The organism is Streptomyces sp. NBC_00637 (genome assembly GCF_045161545.1).
In the GTDB taxonomy this organism is placed as follows: domain Bacteria; phylum Actinomycetota; class Actinomycetes; order Streptomycetales; family Streptomycetaceae; genus Streptomyces.
This window is the reverse complement of the sequence record NZ_CP109046.1, coordinates 2,221,388-2,237,643: the sequence shown is the minus strand read 5'-3', so window position 1 is coordinate 2,237,643 and position 16,256 is coordinate 2,221,388. Positions and strand designations below refer to the sequence as shown.

The window sequence follows — 16,256 nt, the reverse complement described above, 5'->3', positions numbered from 1 at the left end:
GCGGTGGTCATGCGCGCAGTCGCAGGCCACGCGGTGTCGCGATGAAGCCCGCTCCTTCCAGCAGGGTGCCGATGGGGGAGGTGAGAGCCGAGGCGCCGTTGACGCGCTCCACCGTCACCGTGCCGAGCGAGCCCGCACGCGCGGCCTCCGCGAGGGCCTGCGCGGCGGTGTGCAGGCGTGGGTCGTCGGTGGGGCTGTCCTCGCCGTCCGCGGTGGAGGGCCAGGCCAGCAGGGTCTTCCCGCCGCGTTCCATGTAGAGCGTCAGTTCGCCGTCCACGAGCACCACCAGGGAGCCGGCCTTGCGGCCCGGTTTGTGCCCGGCGCCGCTCGGCGGCTCGGGCCAGCCCAGGGCGGCGCCGTACGCGTTCGCCGGGTCGGCGGCGGCGAGGACGACGGCGCGGGAGCCACCCGATGTGGCTCCGTGACGGTTGCGGTTCTGGGCACGCCGGGGGTCGTGATCGGGGAAACCCGGGCCGGACGGGAAGCCCGGGCCGTTGGGCCTGCCCGAGCCGTTCGGACCGCCCGAGCCGCTTGGGCCACCCGTACCGCTCGGGAAAGCGTTGCCCCCGCGAGGGCCACCGGCGCCCGGGGAGGAGAAGTCGCGGGGGGAGACGTACTCGTCCGGCGAGGCGGGGGTCGCCGCGTTGAAGGGGGAAAGCGGGTCGGCGTCGGGGCCGGGAAGGTCCCAGATGTCGTCGGCCGGGGGGCCGTCGGGGAAGGAGAAGCCGTCCGAGGGGCTCGCCGGCGGGGGGTTCGGGCCGGGCAGCGGCTCACCTCGGTCGCGGGCGTTGGCCACCGCGCGCAGCCGGTCCACGGCACCGTCCATGGCGAACTGCGCCGCGCCCAGGCCCTCGACGACATAGCCGCGACGGGCCTGACCGCTCTCCTCGAAGACGGACAGGATGCGGTACGTCGCCGAGAAGCCGCCTTCGACGCCCTCGGCCGCGACCGCGCCCCGCGTCACCACTCCGTGCCGGTCGAGCAGCGTACGGGCGAGGGCGTGGGCACGGACCGTGGGGTCGGACTCGTGGGCCGGCAGCAGGGACCAGCGCCCGGCGACGGTCGGGGGACCGGTGCGGGAAGCGGGGCGGGCCGCTGCCGTCAGCGAGCCGTAGCGGCCGCGCGGCACCGCGCGCTTGGCACGGTGGGCGGTGGAACCGGCCGTGCGCCCCGAGCCCAGCAGGGCGCGCAGGGGGGTGAGCGTGTCGTTGGTGAGCCGGCCGGACCAGGCCAGGTCCCAGACGGTGTCGGCGAGCTGTGGGTCGGTGGCCTCGGGGTGCGTGGTGGCGCGGACCTGGTCCGCGATCTGGCGGAAGAACAGGCCGTAGCCCCCGGAGAGGGCGTTTAGTACCGACTGGTGCAGTGCCGTCAGCTCCAGAGGGTGAGGCGGCGGCAGAAGCAGGGGCGCCGCGTCCGCCACGTACAGGGAGATCCAGCCGTCCTTGCCGGGGAGGGCGCCCGCGCCGGCCCAGACCACCTCTCCGGCCGCGGTGAGTTCGTCGAGCATCGCCGGCGCGTAGTCCCGCACACGGGACGGCAGCACGAGCTTCTCCAGGGCCGAGGCGGGGACCGAGGCGCCCTGGAGCTGCTCGAGGGCGCGCACCAGTCCGTCGGTGCCGCGCAGGGAGTGGCCCTTGCCGATGTGCTGCCACTGGGGCAGGAACTGGGCCAGCGCGGGCGGCGGGACCGGCTCCAGCTCGTGCCGCAGGGCGGCCAGGGAGCGGCGACGCAGCCTGCGCAGGACGGTCGCGTCGCACCACTCCTGGCCGATGCCGGCCGGATGGAACTCGCCCTGGACGACGCGCCCGCCGGCCGCGAGTCGTTGGAGCGCGCCCTCGGTCACCGCCGCGCCGAGGCCGAAGCGGGCGGCGGCGCCTGCCGAGGTGAAGGGGCCGTGGGTGCGTGCGTAGCGCGCGAGGAGGTCGCCGAGCGGGTCCTTGACCGGTTCCGTGAAGGCTTCCGGCACACCTACCGGGAGCGCCGTGCCGAGCGCGTCGCGCAGCCGGCCCGCGTCCTCGATCGCGGCCCAGTGGTCGACGCCCGCGATGCGGACCCGGATGGCGCGGCGGGCGGCGGCCAGTTCCTGCGCCCAGTGGGGTTCGGCGCCGCGCTCGGCCAGCTCGGCGTCGGTGAGCGGACCGAGAAGGCGCAGGATGTCCGCGACGCCCTCGGTGTCCTTCACCCGGCGGTCCTCGGTGAGCCACTGGATCTCTCGCTCCAGTTCCGTGAGGACCTCGGCGTCGAGCAGTTCGCGCAGCTCCGCCTGGCCGAGCAGCTCGGCCAGCAGACGCGAGTCCAGGGAGAGGGCGGCCGCACGGCGCTCGGCGAGCGGGGAGTCGCCTTCGTAGAGGAACTGGGCGACGTAACCGAAGAGGAGGGAGCGGGCGAAGGGTGAGGGCTCCGGGGTGGTGACCTCGACCAGGCGTACCTTGCGGGCCTCCAGGTCACCCATCAGCTCCACGAGCCCGGGAACGTCGAAGACGTCCTGGAGGCACTCGCGGACCGCTTCCAGGACGATCGGGAACGAGCCGAACTCGCTCGCCACCTGGAGCAGCTGGGCGGCGCGCTGGCGCTGCTGCCACAGCGGGGTGCGCTTGCCCGGGTTGCGGCGCGGCAGCAGCAGCGCGCGGGCGGCGCACTCACGGAAGCGGGCCGCGAACAGCGCCGAGCCGCCGACCTGGTCGGTGACGATCTGGTCGACCTCGCCCTTGTCGAAGACGACGTCGGCCGCGCCGACCGGTGCCTGCTCGGCGTCGTACTCCGTGCCCGCCTTCGAGGGCTCCCGGTCGAGCAGGTCCAGGCTCATGAGGTCGGCGTCGGGCAGCCGCAGGACGATGCCGTCGTCGGCGTGCATGACCTGGGCGTCCATGCCGTAGCGCTCGGAGAGCTTGGCGCCCAGTGCGAGGGCCCAGGGAGCGTGGACCTGGGCGCCGAAGGGGGAGTGGACGACGACCCGCCAGTCACCCAGTTCGTCCCGGAACCGCTCCACGACGATCGTGCGGTCGTCCGGGATGTGCCCGCAGGCCTGGCGCTGCTCGTCCAGGTAGGAGATCACGTTGTCGGCCGCCCAGGTGTCCAGGCCCGCGGTGCGCAGCCGGAGCCGGGCGTCCTCCTTGGGCAGGGAGCCGACCTCACGCAGGAACGCGCCCACCGCGCGGCCGAGCTCCAGCGGGCGGCCCAGCTGGTCGCCCTTCCAGAACGGCAGCCGGCCCGGGACCCCGGGGGCGGGGGAGACCAGGACGCGGTCGCGTGTGATGTCCTCGATACGCCAGGAGCTGGTGCCGAGCGTGAAGACGTCGCCCACGCGCGACTCGTACACCATCTCCTCGTCGAGCTCGCCGACCCGGCCGCCGCCCTTCTTGGGGTCGGAGCCCGCCAGGAAGACCCCGAACAGGCCCCGGTCGGGGATCGTGCCCCCGGAGGTGACGGCGAGACGCTGGGCGCCGGGACGGCCGGTGATCGTGCCGGCGACGCGGTCCCACACCACGCGCGGGCGCAGCTCGGCGAAGGCGTCGGACGGGTAGCGGCCGGCCAGCATGTCCAGGACCGCTGTGAACGCGGACTCGGGGAGGGCGGCGAAAGGGGCGGCACGGCGGACCGTGGTCAGCAGGTCGTCGACCTGCCAGGTGTCGAGCGCGGTCATCGCGACGAGTTGCTGCGCCAGGACGTCCAACGGGTTGGCGGGGACCCTCAGGGACTCGATGGAGCCCGTGCGCATCCGCTCGGTGACCACCGCCGCCTGGACGAGGTCACCGCGGTACTTCGGGAAGACCACACCGGTGGACACGGCGCCCACCTGGTGTCCCGCGCGGCCGACGCGCTGGAGGCCCGAGGCCACCGAAGGCGGGGACTCGACCTGGACGACGAGGTCCACCGCGCCCATGTCGATGCCCAGCTCGAGGCTGGAGGTCGCCACCACGGCGGGCAGCCGGCCCGCCTTGAGGTCCTCCTCCACGAGCGCGCGTTGTTCCTTCGAGACCGAGCCGTGGTGGGCGCGCGCGATGACGGGCGGGGCGCCCTGGGCCGCGCCCGAGCCACCCATGAGCTCGGCGGGCGAGTGGTGTTCGTCCAGCGGCTCGCCGGTGGCCCGCTCGTAGGCGATCTCGTTGAGCCGGTTGCACAGGCGTTCGGCGAGACGGCGGGAATTGGCGAACACGATCGTGGAGCGGTGGGCCTGGACGAGGTCGGCGATCCGCTCCTCGACATGCGGCCAGATCGAGGGGCGCTCGGCCCCTTCCGATCCTTCGGCGACCGGGGAGCCGCCCAGCTCGCCCAGGTCCTCCACCGGGACGACGACCGAGAGGTCGAACTCCTTGCCGGACTTCGGCTGGACGATCTCCACCTTGCGCTGGGGGGACAGGTACCGCGCCACCTCGTCGACCGGCCGGACCGTGGCCGAGAGGCCGATGCGGCGGGCCGGCTTCGGAAGGATCTCGTCCAGCCGCTCCAGGGAGAGCGCCAGGTGGGCGCCGCGCTTGGTGCCCGCGACCGCGTGCACCTCGTCCAGGATCACCGTCTCGATGCCCGTCAGCGCGTCGCGCGCGGCCGACGTGAGCATCAGGAACAGCGATTCGGGGGTCGTGATCAGGATGTCCGGGGGGCGGGTGGACAGCGCGCGGCGCTCGGCGGGCGGGGTGTCCCCGGAGCGGATGCCGACCTTGACCTCCGGCTCGGGCAGGCCGAGACGCACGGACTCCTGCCGGATGCCGGTCAGGGGGCTGCGCAGATTGCGCTCCACGTCGACCGCGAGGGCCTTGAGGGGCGAGACGTAGAGGACCCGGCAGCGCTTCTTCGGGTCGGCGGGAGGGGGCGTCGAGGCGAGCTGGTCCAGGGCGGCGAGGAAGGCGGCCAGGGTCTTCCCGGAGCCGGTCGGGGCCACGACCAGCACGTCCGATCCCTCGCCGATGGCCTGCCACGCGCCCGCCTGGGCCGCGGTGGGCGCGGAGAAGGCCCTCGTGAACCAGCCGCGGGTCGCGGGGGAGAAGCCGTCGAGGGCTCGGCGTGCGGAGCTGACCATGCGTCCATCCTGCACCCGGCCACTGACAATTGCCCTGACCTGCGCGGATACGGCGTCTCTCGGGCCCGGGGCGGTCGGCGTTCGCCGTGCGGAGGGGGCCGGTGGGATGTGGCGCGGGGCACGGAAGCGGCAGAGGGCGGCGGGGCGGGGCGCGGAGGCGGCGGGGGTGGTGGGGCGCCGTAGCGGAGGCGGTGGGCCGTCGGCCCGGTGCGGTGGTCCGGTAATCCGGACACCCCGCACACCGGGCGGGCGGGGGTGCCGGAGGGCTGGCGGTACGGAGCGGTGTATCCGTCGCCCGACGTGGTGGCCGAGATCGCGGCCGAGACCACGACCCTTCGGGGCACCCCGGGATTCGTCAGTCCCGTGCTGGACGACACGTACGCCGTCGGGCTGGTCCATCAGGTGCTCCGAGCCGCCGAGGAGGGCAACGCGCTGGCCGCCGACACCCTGCTGCGGGTGGCCGTGACGCGGCTGCTGCGGCTCAACGGCGGACCGCTGCCGCAGCGGGAGGTGCGGTCGGCAGGGGCACGGATCGCCGCACGCGCGCGTGGCGTGCTGGAGGAGCGGTTGGCCGATCCGCCGGCGCTGGAGGAACTGGCCGCGGGTCTCGGAACCAGCTCGTTCGCACTGCTGCGGGCCTTCCGGGACGCGTACGGACTGCCGCCCCATGCCTGGCTGACCGATGCCCGCGTGCGGCGGGCGCGGCGGCTGCTGGACGCGGGGACCGCACCGGCGGAGGCGGCCGTCGCCGTGGGATTCGCCGACCAGCCGCACCTCAACCGCCATTTCGCCCGGATCGTCGGGGTCCCTCCCGGGGCGTACCAGCGCGAGCGCAAGAACGTACAAGACCCGGCCGCAGGTCTGCTCCTACCCTCGTGGGCGTGGCAGAACAGACAGCTCTCACGGACAGACGAGCCGACGGCGGGGGACGGCCGGACGCCGCCGTCGTACGGGACGCACTCGGGGTCGGGATCGCCGTAGGACTCTCCGGGTTCGCCTTCGGGGTGACCTCGGCGGGCAGCGGACTCACGGTGTGGCAGACCTGCGCGCTCAGCCTTCTCGTCTTCACGGGAGCGTCCCAGTTCGCGCTCGTCGGGGCGCTGGCGGCGGGCGGCAATCCCCTGACGGCGGCCGCGGGCGCCTTCTTCCTGGGCGTACGCAACGCCTTCTACGGTCTGCGTCTGTCGCAGTCGCTGGCGCTACCGCGCGCGGTGCGCCCGTTCGCCGCCCAGTGGGTGATCGACGAGACGGCGGCGGTCTCGCTCGCCCAGTCCGGGCGGCGTGCCGCGCGCATCGGCTTCGGTGTCACCGGGCTGACCCTGTACGTGCTGTGGAACCTCACCACGCTGCTCGGCGCCCTGGGCGCCGAGGCCATCGGGGACACGGACGCGTGGGGGCTCGACGCGGCAGGGCCCGCCGTCTTCCTGGCGCTGCTCGCGCCGATGCTGAAGACCACCGCCGAGCGGGCCGTAGCCGGGCTCGCGGCGCTGCTGGGGCTGGGCCTGCTGCCCGTGCTGCCCGCCGGAGTGCCCGTGCTGACGGCCGCGCTCGCCGTGCCGGTCGTCCTCTATCTGGAGGGGCGGCGGCAGGCCGCCCGGGCGGCCGGTGGGGTCGGCACGGGGGAGGAGGAGCGGTGAACATATGGATCGCGATCGGCGCGACCGCTCTGGGCTGCTACGCCGTCAAGCTCGCCGGACTGCTCGTCCCCGCGGGCCTTCTCGAACGTCCCCTCGTCAGGCGGTGCGCCGCCCTGCTCCCCGTCGCCCTGCTCGCCGCCCTCACCGCCCAGCAGACCTTCGCCGACGGGCACGCGCTCGTGCTCGACGCGAGGGCCGCGGGGCTCGCCGCGGCCGTCGTCGCCCTCATCCTGCGGGCTCCCTTCCTGCTGGTCGTCGGGGCCGCCGTGGTGGTGACGGCCGGGGTGCGGGCCCTGGGCGGGTGAGGGACGAAGGAGGCCGGTCCAGGTGAGGGCCGGCTGTCGGCGGCGCGGAGGGATGCCATGGCAGTGCGGGGCAGCCCATGGCAGGGCGGGAGCGGCCGATGGCGCGGCGGACCAGGCGACGGCGCGCGGGTCAGCCGATGGGGCGGCCGTAGGCCCTGAGGGTGCGCAGGGCCTCGATCGTCACCATGGGGCGTGCCTCCAGGGCGGTGCCGGGTGCCCAGCGGCGCCACCGCACGGGCCAGCCGCCGTCCTGCTGCTGATCGTCGGCGAGGTGGTCCAGGGAGCGCGCCATCTCGTCGTCGGTGAACCACGCCCGCGCGAGGGAATGCGGTGTCCGCGCGAAGTCGTACGGGAAGTGGTGCTCGCCGGGGGCGTAACCGGGTGCGACCGGATACGCGTCCAGGTGGTCCGGGTCCAGCGCGGCGAGCCGGTGCTCGCGTACCAGGCGGCCCAGCCGGTCGGCGGCCGCCTCCGCGCGCGGGCGGTCGGTCGCGGAGTCCAGGAAGGCCACGGCGGCCTGGATCTCGTACGGGTGGGACCGTTCCAGGGAGTCCACCGCCTGCCAGCAGAAGTCCGTGGCCCGGAACAGCCACGCGTGCCAGACGTCGTTGCGGTGCAGCAGGCCCACGATCGGCCCGGTGGAGAGGAGCTCGCTGGGCGGGTCGTCCACGATCGGGATGAAGGGGGCCGCCGGGTATCCGCGCTGGCTCGGATGGATCGCCGGCAGCGCGCCGTCGACGGTCGAGACCGAGGTCAGATAGCCGCACACCCGCTCCACGCGCCGGCCGCCGAGGCGTCCGACGGAGTCCAGGACCCGCAGGGCCCGCACGGTGTGCAGGGGCTGGCTCACCGGGCCCCGCAGGTCGGGCTCCAGCGCGTGGCCGTATCCGCCGTCCTCGTTGCGGTAGGCGTCGAGGGCGGTCTCGACGGGGTCTGCGCCTCCGTGCAGGAAGTCGTGTGCGAAGAGGTGCTGCTCCAGCACGCGCGCGGTGAGCCATACGAAGTGCTCGGCGCGGAAGAGCGGGGAGCGCGCCGGGGGCGTCGGGGGGAGTGGGGATGCTCCGGATTCGGCCATGCGTCAGACCGTAGGGCGGAAAGCGGTCTCCGCAGGCGGTCCCGGCGAGGGCCACCCCCTCGCGCGGGATACTGGTGTCATGCGGTTGACGGTCTTCTGGCAGCGAATGGACGAGCACTTCGGCGCGGGGTACGCCGAGACGTTCGCGCGCGATCACGTGATGGCGGAACTCGGCGGACGCACGGTGCACGGAGCGCTGGCGAACGGCTGGGAGGCCAAGGACGTGTGGCGGGTGGTGTGCACGGTGATGAACGTTCCCCAGGAGATGCGCTGATCCCACGAGATGAGCGCAGGCGGTTCTCCGATTGTCGGTGCCGTAGGCGAGACTTGCCCCGTGGCACCCACTGACGAGACCGGGCAGACCGCCCGGCACGCATCCCCGCTCGGCGCGACGCCGCCCACCGGACCGCCCCCGGCCGACGGCGGCGCCGAGCAGGGTGCGCGCATGCCGCGCTGGCTTCCGCGCGCCATGGTGCTCGCGCTCGCTCTCATCGGTGTGTTCCAGCTGGGCCTCTGGGCTTTCCATCAGCTCATCGGTCTACTGCTCAACATCCTGATCGCGTTCTTCCTGGCCCTCGCCATAGAACCGGCGGTCAGCCGGCTGTCGGCCCGCGGGATGCGCAGGGGGCTGGCCACCTTCCTGGTCTTCTTCGGCCTGCTGATCGTGGCCGCGGGCTTCTTCACGCTGCTCGGTTCGATGCTCGCGGGTCAGATCATCAAGATGATCGAGGGCTTCCCGGAGTACCTCGACTCGGTGATCAACTGGATCAACACCACGTTCCACACCGAGCTCAGGCGCGTGGACATCCAGGAGGGCCTGCTCCACTCCGAGTGGCTGAAGAAGTACGCCCAGAACAGTGCCGCCGGGGTGCTGGACGTCTCCACGCAGGTCCTCGGCGGTCTCTTCCGGCTGCTGACCATCGCCCTGTTCTCGTTCTACTTCGCCGCCGACGGGCCGCGCCTGCGCCGCGGGCTGTGCTCCGTGCTGCCGCCCGCACGGCAGGCCGAGGTGCTGCGGGCGTGGGAGATCGCCGTCGACAAGACCGGCGGCTATCTGTACTCGCGCGGACTGATGGCGTTGATCTCCGGCGTCGCGCACTACGTCCTGCTCGAGGCGCTCGGCATCCCGTACGCGCCCGTGCTCGCCGTCTGGGTGGGTGTGGTCTCGCAGTTCATCCCCACCATCGGCACCTATCTCGCGGGCGCCCTGCCCATGCTGATCGCCTTCACCGTCTCGCCCCTGTACGCCCTGTGGGTGCTCATCTTCGTCGTGGTCTACCAGCAGTTCGAGAACTACATGCTGCAGCCCAAGCTGACCTCGAAGACCGTCGACATCCACCCTGCCGTCGCCTTCGGCTCGGTCATCGCGGGTACCGCCCTCCTCGGCGCCGTCGGCGCGCTGGTCGCCATCCCGGCGGTCGCGACGCTCCAGGCGTTCCTGGGCGCCTACGTGAAGCGTTACGCCGTCACGGACGACCCCCGCGTCCACGGACACCGGGGACACGGGGGCGGGCCGGGACCGCTCACGCGCGCGCGGCGGCTGTGGGGGCGGGCGCGGCACCGGCAGGACGGCGCGCCGGACGAGTCCGGCTGACGCGGAGCGGCAGTCAGTACCCGAGGACCGCCCACACTCCGGCCGCGGCGACCGCGACCGCGTAGCACCCCACCGCCGCGGACACGATCCGGTGGCGCGCGGCCTCGCTCCAGGGCGTGCGGGACAGCAGCCAGGCCAGCGCCGGCAGCACCAGGACGGCGTGCAGACTCACCCCGTGCAGGGGCTTGAGCGAGGCCGTCGAGTGATACGCCGCCTCCTGGTGTCCCGTGCGGGTGAGCACGACACCGCGCGCGATCATCGCCGCCCCCGAGGCGAGCGCGACGAGCAGGATCGCGAAACCGGAGCGCACCGCGAGGGCCATCCCGGCCGGCCCCGTCGGCCGGTGCCGGAAGGACGCCACGGCGAACGCGGTGAGCAGCACCACGAGGACCCCGCCGCCGACCGCCAGCGTCATGGACACGCCCGTGTCGAGGGGCGTCTCCATGTCCAGGTGCGAGGGCACCCCGCGCCACGCCTGGAGGGTGATGCCCGCCACCTCCACGACACAGTCGGCGGTGAACACCCCGAGCAGCGCGGCGCGCAGCCGTGGCCCGACCCGCACGTACGAAGTGACCCGGACGACCGCGAGGAGCGTCACTCCGAAGGAGATCCCGAAGGTCACCGGCTTGCGCCAGGAGACCGGCCCGTTCCAGGGGCCGCCGTCGACGGCGAACACCACGAGGTGGACGAGCCCGGAGAGGATCAGCAGGAGCGCCGTCGCCTCGTAGAGGCGATATCTCGGGTATCGGGGGTACCGGAGGTACGGGTGGTGCCGACTGTCCGGGGGGTGCGGGTGAGGGACCGGGTACCCGGTGTCGCCTTCACCGCGCGAGGGCGCGGTCTTCTGCCGGTGCATGCACCGAGCCTCCCGGTCGCGTCGTACGCCGTCGTCGTCCTGCCGGAGACACCCGGTGTACGCCCGGGGAAGTAGCCGGGAGCGAGCGGACGAAGGGGCGTGTGAGCCGATCGGGGGGTGTGGGCGGCGGGTGAACGTAGCCTCGGAAGTGCCGCGTGGTGCGCTTGACACGAAAATCGAACATCCGTTCTCATTGAGGTTCCGGTGAGACGCTGGTCGGGTGTTCTGTCCTGTTTCGGATGGAGAAGCACCCGAGTTATCCACAGGCCGGACCGGCGTCGGGGCGCATTGTCAGTGGCAGGCGTTAGCGTCTTTGACGTGAAGCGATCGACTCAAGCAAACCGGGTGGAACCCATGGCAGGAACCGACCGCGAGAAGGCACTGGATGCCGCACTCGCACAGATTGAACGGCAGTTCGGCAAGGGCGCCGTGATGCGTCTCGGCGAGCGACCGAACGAGCCCATCGAGGTCATCCCCACCGGGTCGACCGCACTCGACGTCGCTCTCGGCGTCGGCGGGCTGCCGCGCGGCCGCGTGGTGGAGGTGTACGGTCCGGAGTCCTCCGGTAAGACGACACTGACGCTGCACGCCGTGGCGAACGCGCAGAAGGCCGGCGGACAGGTCGCCTTCGTGGACGCGGAGCACGCCCTCGACCCCGAGTACGCGAAGAAGCTCGGCGTCGACATCGACAACCTGATCCTCTCGCAGCCGGACAACGGCGAGCAGGCCCTCGAGATCGTGGACATGCTGGTCCGCTCCGGCGCCCTCGACCTCATCGTCATCGACTCCGTCGCCGCGCTCGTCCCGCGAGCCGAGATCGAGGGCGAGATGGGTGACAGCCACGTCGGTCTCCAGGCCCGTCTGATGAGCCAGGCCCTGCGGAAGATCACCAGCGCGCTCAACCAGTCCAAGACCACCGCGATCTTCATCAACCAGCTCCGCGAGAAGATCGGCGTGATGTTCGGCTCCCCGGAGACCACGACCGGTGGCCGGGCGCTGAAGTTCTACGCGTCGGTGCGCCTCGACATCCGCCGCATCGAGACCCTGAAGGACGGCACGGACGCGGTCGGCAACCGCACCCGCGTCAAGGTCGTCAAGAACAAGGTCGCGCCGCCCTTCAAGCAGGCCGAGTTCGACATCCTCTACGGCCAGGGCATCAGCCGCGAGGGCGGTCTGATCGACATGGGCGTGGAGAACGGCTTCGTCCGCAAGGCCGGCGCCTGGTACACGTACGAGGGCGACCAGCTGGGACAGGGCAAGGAGAACGCCCGTAACTTCCTGAAGGACAACCCCGACCTCGCCAACGAGATCGAGAGGAAGATCAAGGAGAAGCTGGGCGTCGGCGTGCGTCCCGAGGAGCCCGCCGCCGAGCCGGGCGCGGTCACCGCGGCTACCGCGGGCACGCCCGCGGACGACGCCGCCAAGGCGGTTCCGGCCGCCGCGGCCAAGACCGCCAAGACCAAGGCCACGGCTGCCAAGAGCTGACCGTGACGCGACGAACGGACTGGGCCGAGTACGTCTCCCCCGACACCCCCCGGGGGACGGTGGGCGGGGCCGACGGCGGCCCCGCCCAGGCCGGCGAGGACCGGCCGGACAACGGCTCACAGCGCGATGAGGGGACGGACGGCGACGGCCGGCCCCGTGGCGGACGGGCGCGGCGCGGTCGCGACGGAGGTCCACGCGCCGGGCGTGGGGGCCGCCGACGCGGCTTCGGGGAAGCGCCCACCGAGGACGGAGGCGCCTCTTCCTCGTCGAGGGCCGAGAGGGGGGAGCCTTCAGGGGACCCGGCTGAGCGGGCACGGGCGATCTGCCTGCGCCTGCTCACCGGGACCCCGCGCACCCGGAAGCAACTCGCCGACGCCCTGCGCAAACGGGAGATCCCGGACGACGTGGCGGAGGAGGTGCTCTCGCGGTTCGAGGAGGTCGGACTGATCAACGACGGCGCCTTCGCGGAGGCCTGGGTGGAGTCCCGGCACCACGGCCGGGGACTGGCCCGGCGGGCGCTCGCCCAGGAGCTGCGCACCAAGGGGGTCGATGCGGAGCTGATCGAAGAGGCCGTCGCCCAGCTCGACTCCGATCAGGAAGAGGAGACGGCGCGCGAGCTTGTCGCCCGCAAGCTGCGCTCGACCCGCGGCCTCGACCGCGACAAGCGGCTGCGCCGCCTCGCCGGAATGCTCGCGCGCAAGGGTTATCCCGAGGGCATGGCCCTGCGGGTGGTCCGGCAGGCACTGGAGACGGAGGGCCAGGACACGGAGTTCCTGGACGGCGAGGCGTTCTGAACGAGGGGCGCCGAACAGGGCGTTCCTCCAGCGCAGCAAGGCGTTCTCCCACGGTGGGGTGGGGATAACCCCCCACTGAGGACGCCGGACCACCGCAGTGCACACAGGTCTGTGCACAGGCGAGTGTGTACGCATGCCCCAGGAACCCGTGCCCACGAGCCCCCGGACGCGGAACACGCCTCCGCGGCTCCCGTCGAACTCGGCGACGTCGCCGCGCTCAGGGCGCTCGCCCAGCCGCGACGGCAGCGCATGCTCGAACACCTCACCCTGCACGGCCCGGCCACCTCGGCGACCCTTGCGCGCGCCCTCGGCCTGAACACCGGGTCCACCAGCTACCACCTGCGTGAGCTGGCCAGGTACGGCTTCGTCGAGGAGACGGACGCGGAGAAGTCCGCGCACCGGGGCGAGAACCCGGCCGCGGCGAGGCGCGCGGAGCCGTCCGCGCATCGGGAGCGCTGGTGGCGGGCGGTCCCCGGGGACCGGCGGTTCCCGCCGCGCAGCCGTCAGAGTCCCGAGATGCGGCTGGTCATGGACGAGCTGAACCACCATGCCTACGCCGCCGATCTGGACCTCTTCGAGCGGCTCCAACGGGACGCGGAGGACGACGACCCGTGGGCGGACGCGTTCCCCTACTCGCGCGGCACCATCCGGCTCACCCTGCCCGAACTACGGGAATTCTTCGAGGAGTACATCGCCCTCCTCAACCGCTACAAGCGACCCGAGTCGGCGACCCCCACGGGCGCGCGCACGCTGCTCACCCGCTTTCTCGCCTTTCCCGCCGCCTCTCCCGCGCCCGACCCCTTCGTCACCCCCTCCGTCAGCGACGCGAGAGAGGCCGATCCCTCATGATGCTGCGCTATGCCCTGAGAACCGTCCGTGCCCGCAAAGCGGGCTTCCTGGGCGCCTTCCTCGCACTGCTGTGCGCGGCCGCCCTGATCAGCGCATGCGGCACTCTCCTGGAGACCGGGCTGCGAGGCACCATCCGCACCGAGCGCTATGCCGCGGCCCCGGTCGTGGTCTCCGCCGACCAGAACGTCCACCAGACCACCGTCAAGCACAAGAAGGGCAAGACCAAGGTCAAGCACAAGGCCAAACCCATCGCCGAACGCGCCTGGCTCCCGGCCGGCCTCGAACACAGGCTCGCCGTCACACCCGGCGTCGCCCGGGTCATCCCCGAACTCACCTTCCTCGCCGAGCCGTTGACCCCCGCCGTCACCCCGGTCTCCGACGACAGGCCCGCATACGGACACGCCTGGGACTCCGCCGCGCTGACGCCGTACCGGCTCACCGCGGGCACCCCTCCCGCGGCGGCCACCGACGTGGTCGTCGACCGAGACCTCGCCGCGCGCGCCCGCCTGGCCCCCGGCGCCCGGCTCACCGTCCAGTCGACGCAGGCCCCGCGCACCTACCGCGTCTCCGGCATCGCCGCACCCGGCACAGCCGTACGCCACCAGAGCGCCCTCTTCTTCTCCACCGGCGAGGCCCGCCGTCTCGCCGCACACCCCGGGCAGGTCACCGCGTTCGGCGTGCTGCCGAAGGCCGGCGTCGAGCCGAGCCGGCTCCGCGAGGCCGTGGCCACGGCGCTGCACGGCACCGGAGCCCAGGTCGGTAGCGGTGACGACCGGGGGACCGTCGAGTTCCTGGACGCGGCCGCGGCCCGGGTCAAGCTGGTCAGCATGGGTGGCGCGATGGGCGGCACCTCGCTGCTCGTGGCGGTCCTGGTGGTCGTCGGGACCTTCACGCTCTCCGTCCAGCAGCGCCACCGCGAACTCGCCCTGCTGCGTGCCGTCGGCGCCACCTCCGGGCAGATCCGCCGCCTCCTCGGGCGCGAAGCCCTGATCGTCGCGCTCGCCGCCGGCACGGCCGGAGCACTCCTGGGGCTTCCCCTGGGTGGCCTGCTGCACGACAGGTTCGTCGCCCTCGGCGCCGTACCCGCCACGCTTCAGCACACCGTGAGTTTCCCCCCTCCGCTCGCCGCGGTCGTCGCGACCCTGTTCGGCGCCTGGGCCTCAGCGCGGATCGCCTCCCGCCGCGTCGCCCGCATCCGCCCGGCCGAGGCGCTGGCCGAGGCCCGCACCGAGCGCACCCGGCCGGCCTGGGGGCGCCTCCTCGCCGGTCTGCTGTCGCTCGCGGCCGGGGCCGTCCTCGTCTCCCTGCTCGGCTCCCTGCGCACCGAGCCCGCGTCGACGCCCGTGACCTTCCTCGCCGTCGTCGTACTGTCCACCTCCGTCGCCCTGCTCGGGCCGCTCCTGGTCAGAGCGGCCGCTTTTCTTCTCGCCGGTCCCCTGCGGCTGACCGGCCCCGGCGGCAGGCTCGCCACCGCCAACCTGCACGGAAACGCGGTCCGGATGGCCGCCGTCGTCACCCCTCTCACCCTGCTGATCGGCATGACCTGCACGGTGCTGTTCGTCCAGCCCACCCTCGGCGACGCGGCCCGCGCCCAGGTGCGCGAGGGCGTGCGCGCCGACTGGGTCGTCGTCTCCCAGGGCCCCGGTGTGCCCGCCGAGGCGGCACGGCAACTGCGTACGCACCACGATGTCGTCACCGAAGTGGTCCGTACGACCGTCCGGGTCGGTCTCGACAAGTACGCGGCCCAGGGCGTCACTCCGGCCGCCGTCAGCCGTACCTGGGACCCGGATGTGACCGCCGGCTCCCTCGACGGGCTCACCGAGCACACCGTCGCCATCAGTGAACTGGCCGCGGACCAACTCCACCTGGCGCCTGGACGCACCCTGAAACTCACGCTCGGCGACGGCACGCCCGCCACACTCACCGTCGCCGCCGTCTACGCCCGGGGTCTCGGCTTCGGAGACCTCACCTTCGCGCACGACCTGGTCGCCCGCCACATCGACAACCCTCTCGCCTCCTCCCTGCTCGTCAGCACGCCCCGTACACAGAGACAACTCGCGACTACGTTGCGTGAGTTCCCGGGGCTCAGGGTGATTTCTCCGGCGGTGGCCGACTCGCTGCGAGCCGAACGGCAGCAGGCGAACACCGAGGTCAACCTGCTGGCCATGGGACTCGTGCTGGCGTTCACGGCCATCGCCGTGGTCAACACGCTCGCCATGTCGGTCGCCGAGCGGGTGCGGGAGTTCGCGCTGTTGCGCCTCGCCGGGGCGACCCGTCGTCAGGTGCTGCGCATGCTGCGCACCGAGGCCTTGTCGGTCCTGCTCCTCGCCGTCGTCCTCGGCAGTGCCATCGCCGTGGCGGTCCTGACCGCGTTCAGTATCGGCATGACCGGACGAGCGGCCCCGGCGGTCGTCCCGCTCGTGTACGCCACGGTGGTCGCCGGGGCCGGACTGCTCGCCCTGGTCGCCACCGCCGTGCCGGGACGCGTGGCGCTTAGGGCGCGCGCGGTGACGGTGGCGACGGCGAAGGAGTGAGTGACGGTGGCGTCGGCGAGAAGTGAGTGACGGTCACCTTCCACCCCGGGAGGGGTCTTCGACGATCACCCTTCCACCCCGGGAGGGGTCTTCGACGATCACCCTTCCAC

General features: G+C 73.0%; 11 protein-coding genes and 1 pseudogene. 9 read left to right on the top strand and 3 right to left on the bottom strand.

The window, feature by feature from the left end:
- Positions 1-7 precede the first annotated feature (7 nt).
- On the bottom strand, positions 8-5,017 hold the full coding sequence (locus OG440_RS09490; protein WP_406006403.1) for an ATP-dependent helicase: 5,010 nt from the start codon (positions 5,015-5,017) through the stop codon (positions 8-10).
- A 222-nt stretch (positions 5,018-5,239) separates the two neighbouring features.
- Here OG440_RS09490 and OG440_RS09485 point away from each other — a divergent pair.
- The 3 genes and pseudogenes from OG440_RS09485 to OG440_RS09475 form a co-directional block, all read left to right on the top strand.
- A pseudogene (locus OG440_RS09485) lies at positions 5,240-5,998 on the top strand (AraC family transcriptional regulator); the annotation flags it as partial.
- Positions 5,899-6,654 (top strand): AzlC family ABC transporter permease, encoded by a 756-nt coding sequence (locus OG440_RS09480; protein ID WP_406006402.1) that lies wholly within the window; start codon positions 5,899-5,901, stop codon positions 6,652-6,654. The pseudogene OG440_RS09485 and the gene OG440_RS09480, both read left to right, overlap by 100 nt.
- Positions 6,651-6,959: an AzlD domain-containing protein gene (locus OG440_RS09475; protein WP_406006401.1), complete on the top strand. Its 309-nt coding sequence runs from the start codon at positions 6,651-6,653 to the stop codon at positions 6,957-6,959. The genes OG440_RS09480 and OG440_RS09475 overlap by 4 nt, the downstream gene beginning before the upstream one ends.
- Positions 6,960-7,089: 130 nt before the next feature.
- Here the strand turns inward: OG440_RS09475 and OG440_RS09470 are convergent, their stop codons facing one another.
- Positions 7,090-8,034 (bottom strand): hypothetical protein, encoded by a 945-nt coding sequence (locus tag OG440_RS09470; RefSeq protein ID WP_406006400.1) that lies wholly within the window; start codon positions 8,032-8,034, stop codon positions 7,090-7,092.
- 79 nt (positions 8,035-8,113) lie between these two features.
- Here OG440_RS09470 and OG440_RS09465 point away from each other — a divergent pair, with 79 nt between their 5' ends.
- Positions 8,114-8,308, top strand: coding sequence for a DUF3046 domain-containing protein (locus tag OG440_RS09465; protein WP_406006399.1), 195 nt, complete (start codon positions 8,114-8,116; stop codon positions 8,306-8,308).
- Positions 8,309-8,368: 60 nt separating this feature from the next.
- Positions 8,369-9,628 (top strand): AI-2E family transporter, encoded by a 1,260-nt coding sequence (locus tag OG440_RS09460; protein ID WP_406006398.1) that lies wholly within the window; start codon positions 8,369-8,371, stop codon positions 9,626-9,628.
- A 13-nt stretch (positions 9,629-9,641) separates the two neighbouring features.
- On the opposite strand, the gene OG440_RS09455 is transcribed toward OG440_RS09460, so the two are convergent.
- A complete protein-coding gene (locus OG440_RS09455; RefSeq protein ID WP_406006397.1) occupies positions 9,642-10,484 on the bottom strand; it encodes a hypothetical protein in 843 nt (280 codons plus the stop codon).
- Positions 10,485-10,838: 354 nt separating this feature from the next.
- On the opposite strand from OG440_RS09455, the gene recA reads away from it, so the two are divergent.
- The 4 genes from recA to OG440_RS09435 all read left to right on the top strand — a co-directional run bounded on the left by recA (position 10,839) and on the right by OG440_RS09435 (position 16,146).
- Positions 10,839-11,969 (top strand): recombinase RecA, encoded by a 1,131-nt coding sequence (recA, locus tag OG440_RS09450; protein ID WP_406006396.1) that lies wholly within the window; start codon positions 10,839-10,841, stop codon positions 11,967-11,969.
- Positions 11,970-11,971: 2 nt separating this feature from the next.
- Complete coding sequence (gene recX / locus OG440_RS09445; protein WP_406006395.1) at positions 11,972-12,763, top strand: recombination regulator RecX; 792 nt, start codon at positions 11,972-11,974, stop codon at positions 12,761-12,763.
- 123 nt (positions 12,764-12,886) lie between these two features.
- A complete protein-coding gene (locus OG440_RS09440; protein WP_406006394.1) occupies positions 12,887-13,612 on the top strand; it encodes an ArsR/SmtB family transcription factor in 726 nt (241 codons plus the stop codon).
- Positions 13,609-16,146: an FtsX-like permease family protein gene (locus tag OG440_RS09435; protein ID WP_406006393.1), complete on the top strand. Its 2,538-nt coding sequence runs from the start codon at positions 13,609-13,611 to the stop codon at positions 16,144-16,146. Before OG440_RS09440 ends, OG440_RS09435 begins: the two co-directional genes overlap by 4 nt.
- Positions 16,147-16,256 lie beyond the last annotated feature (110 nt).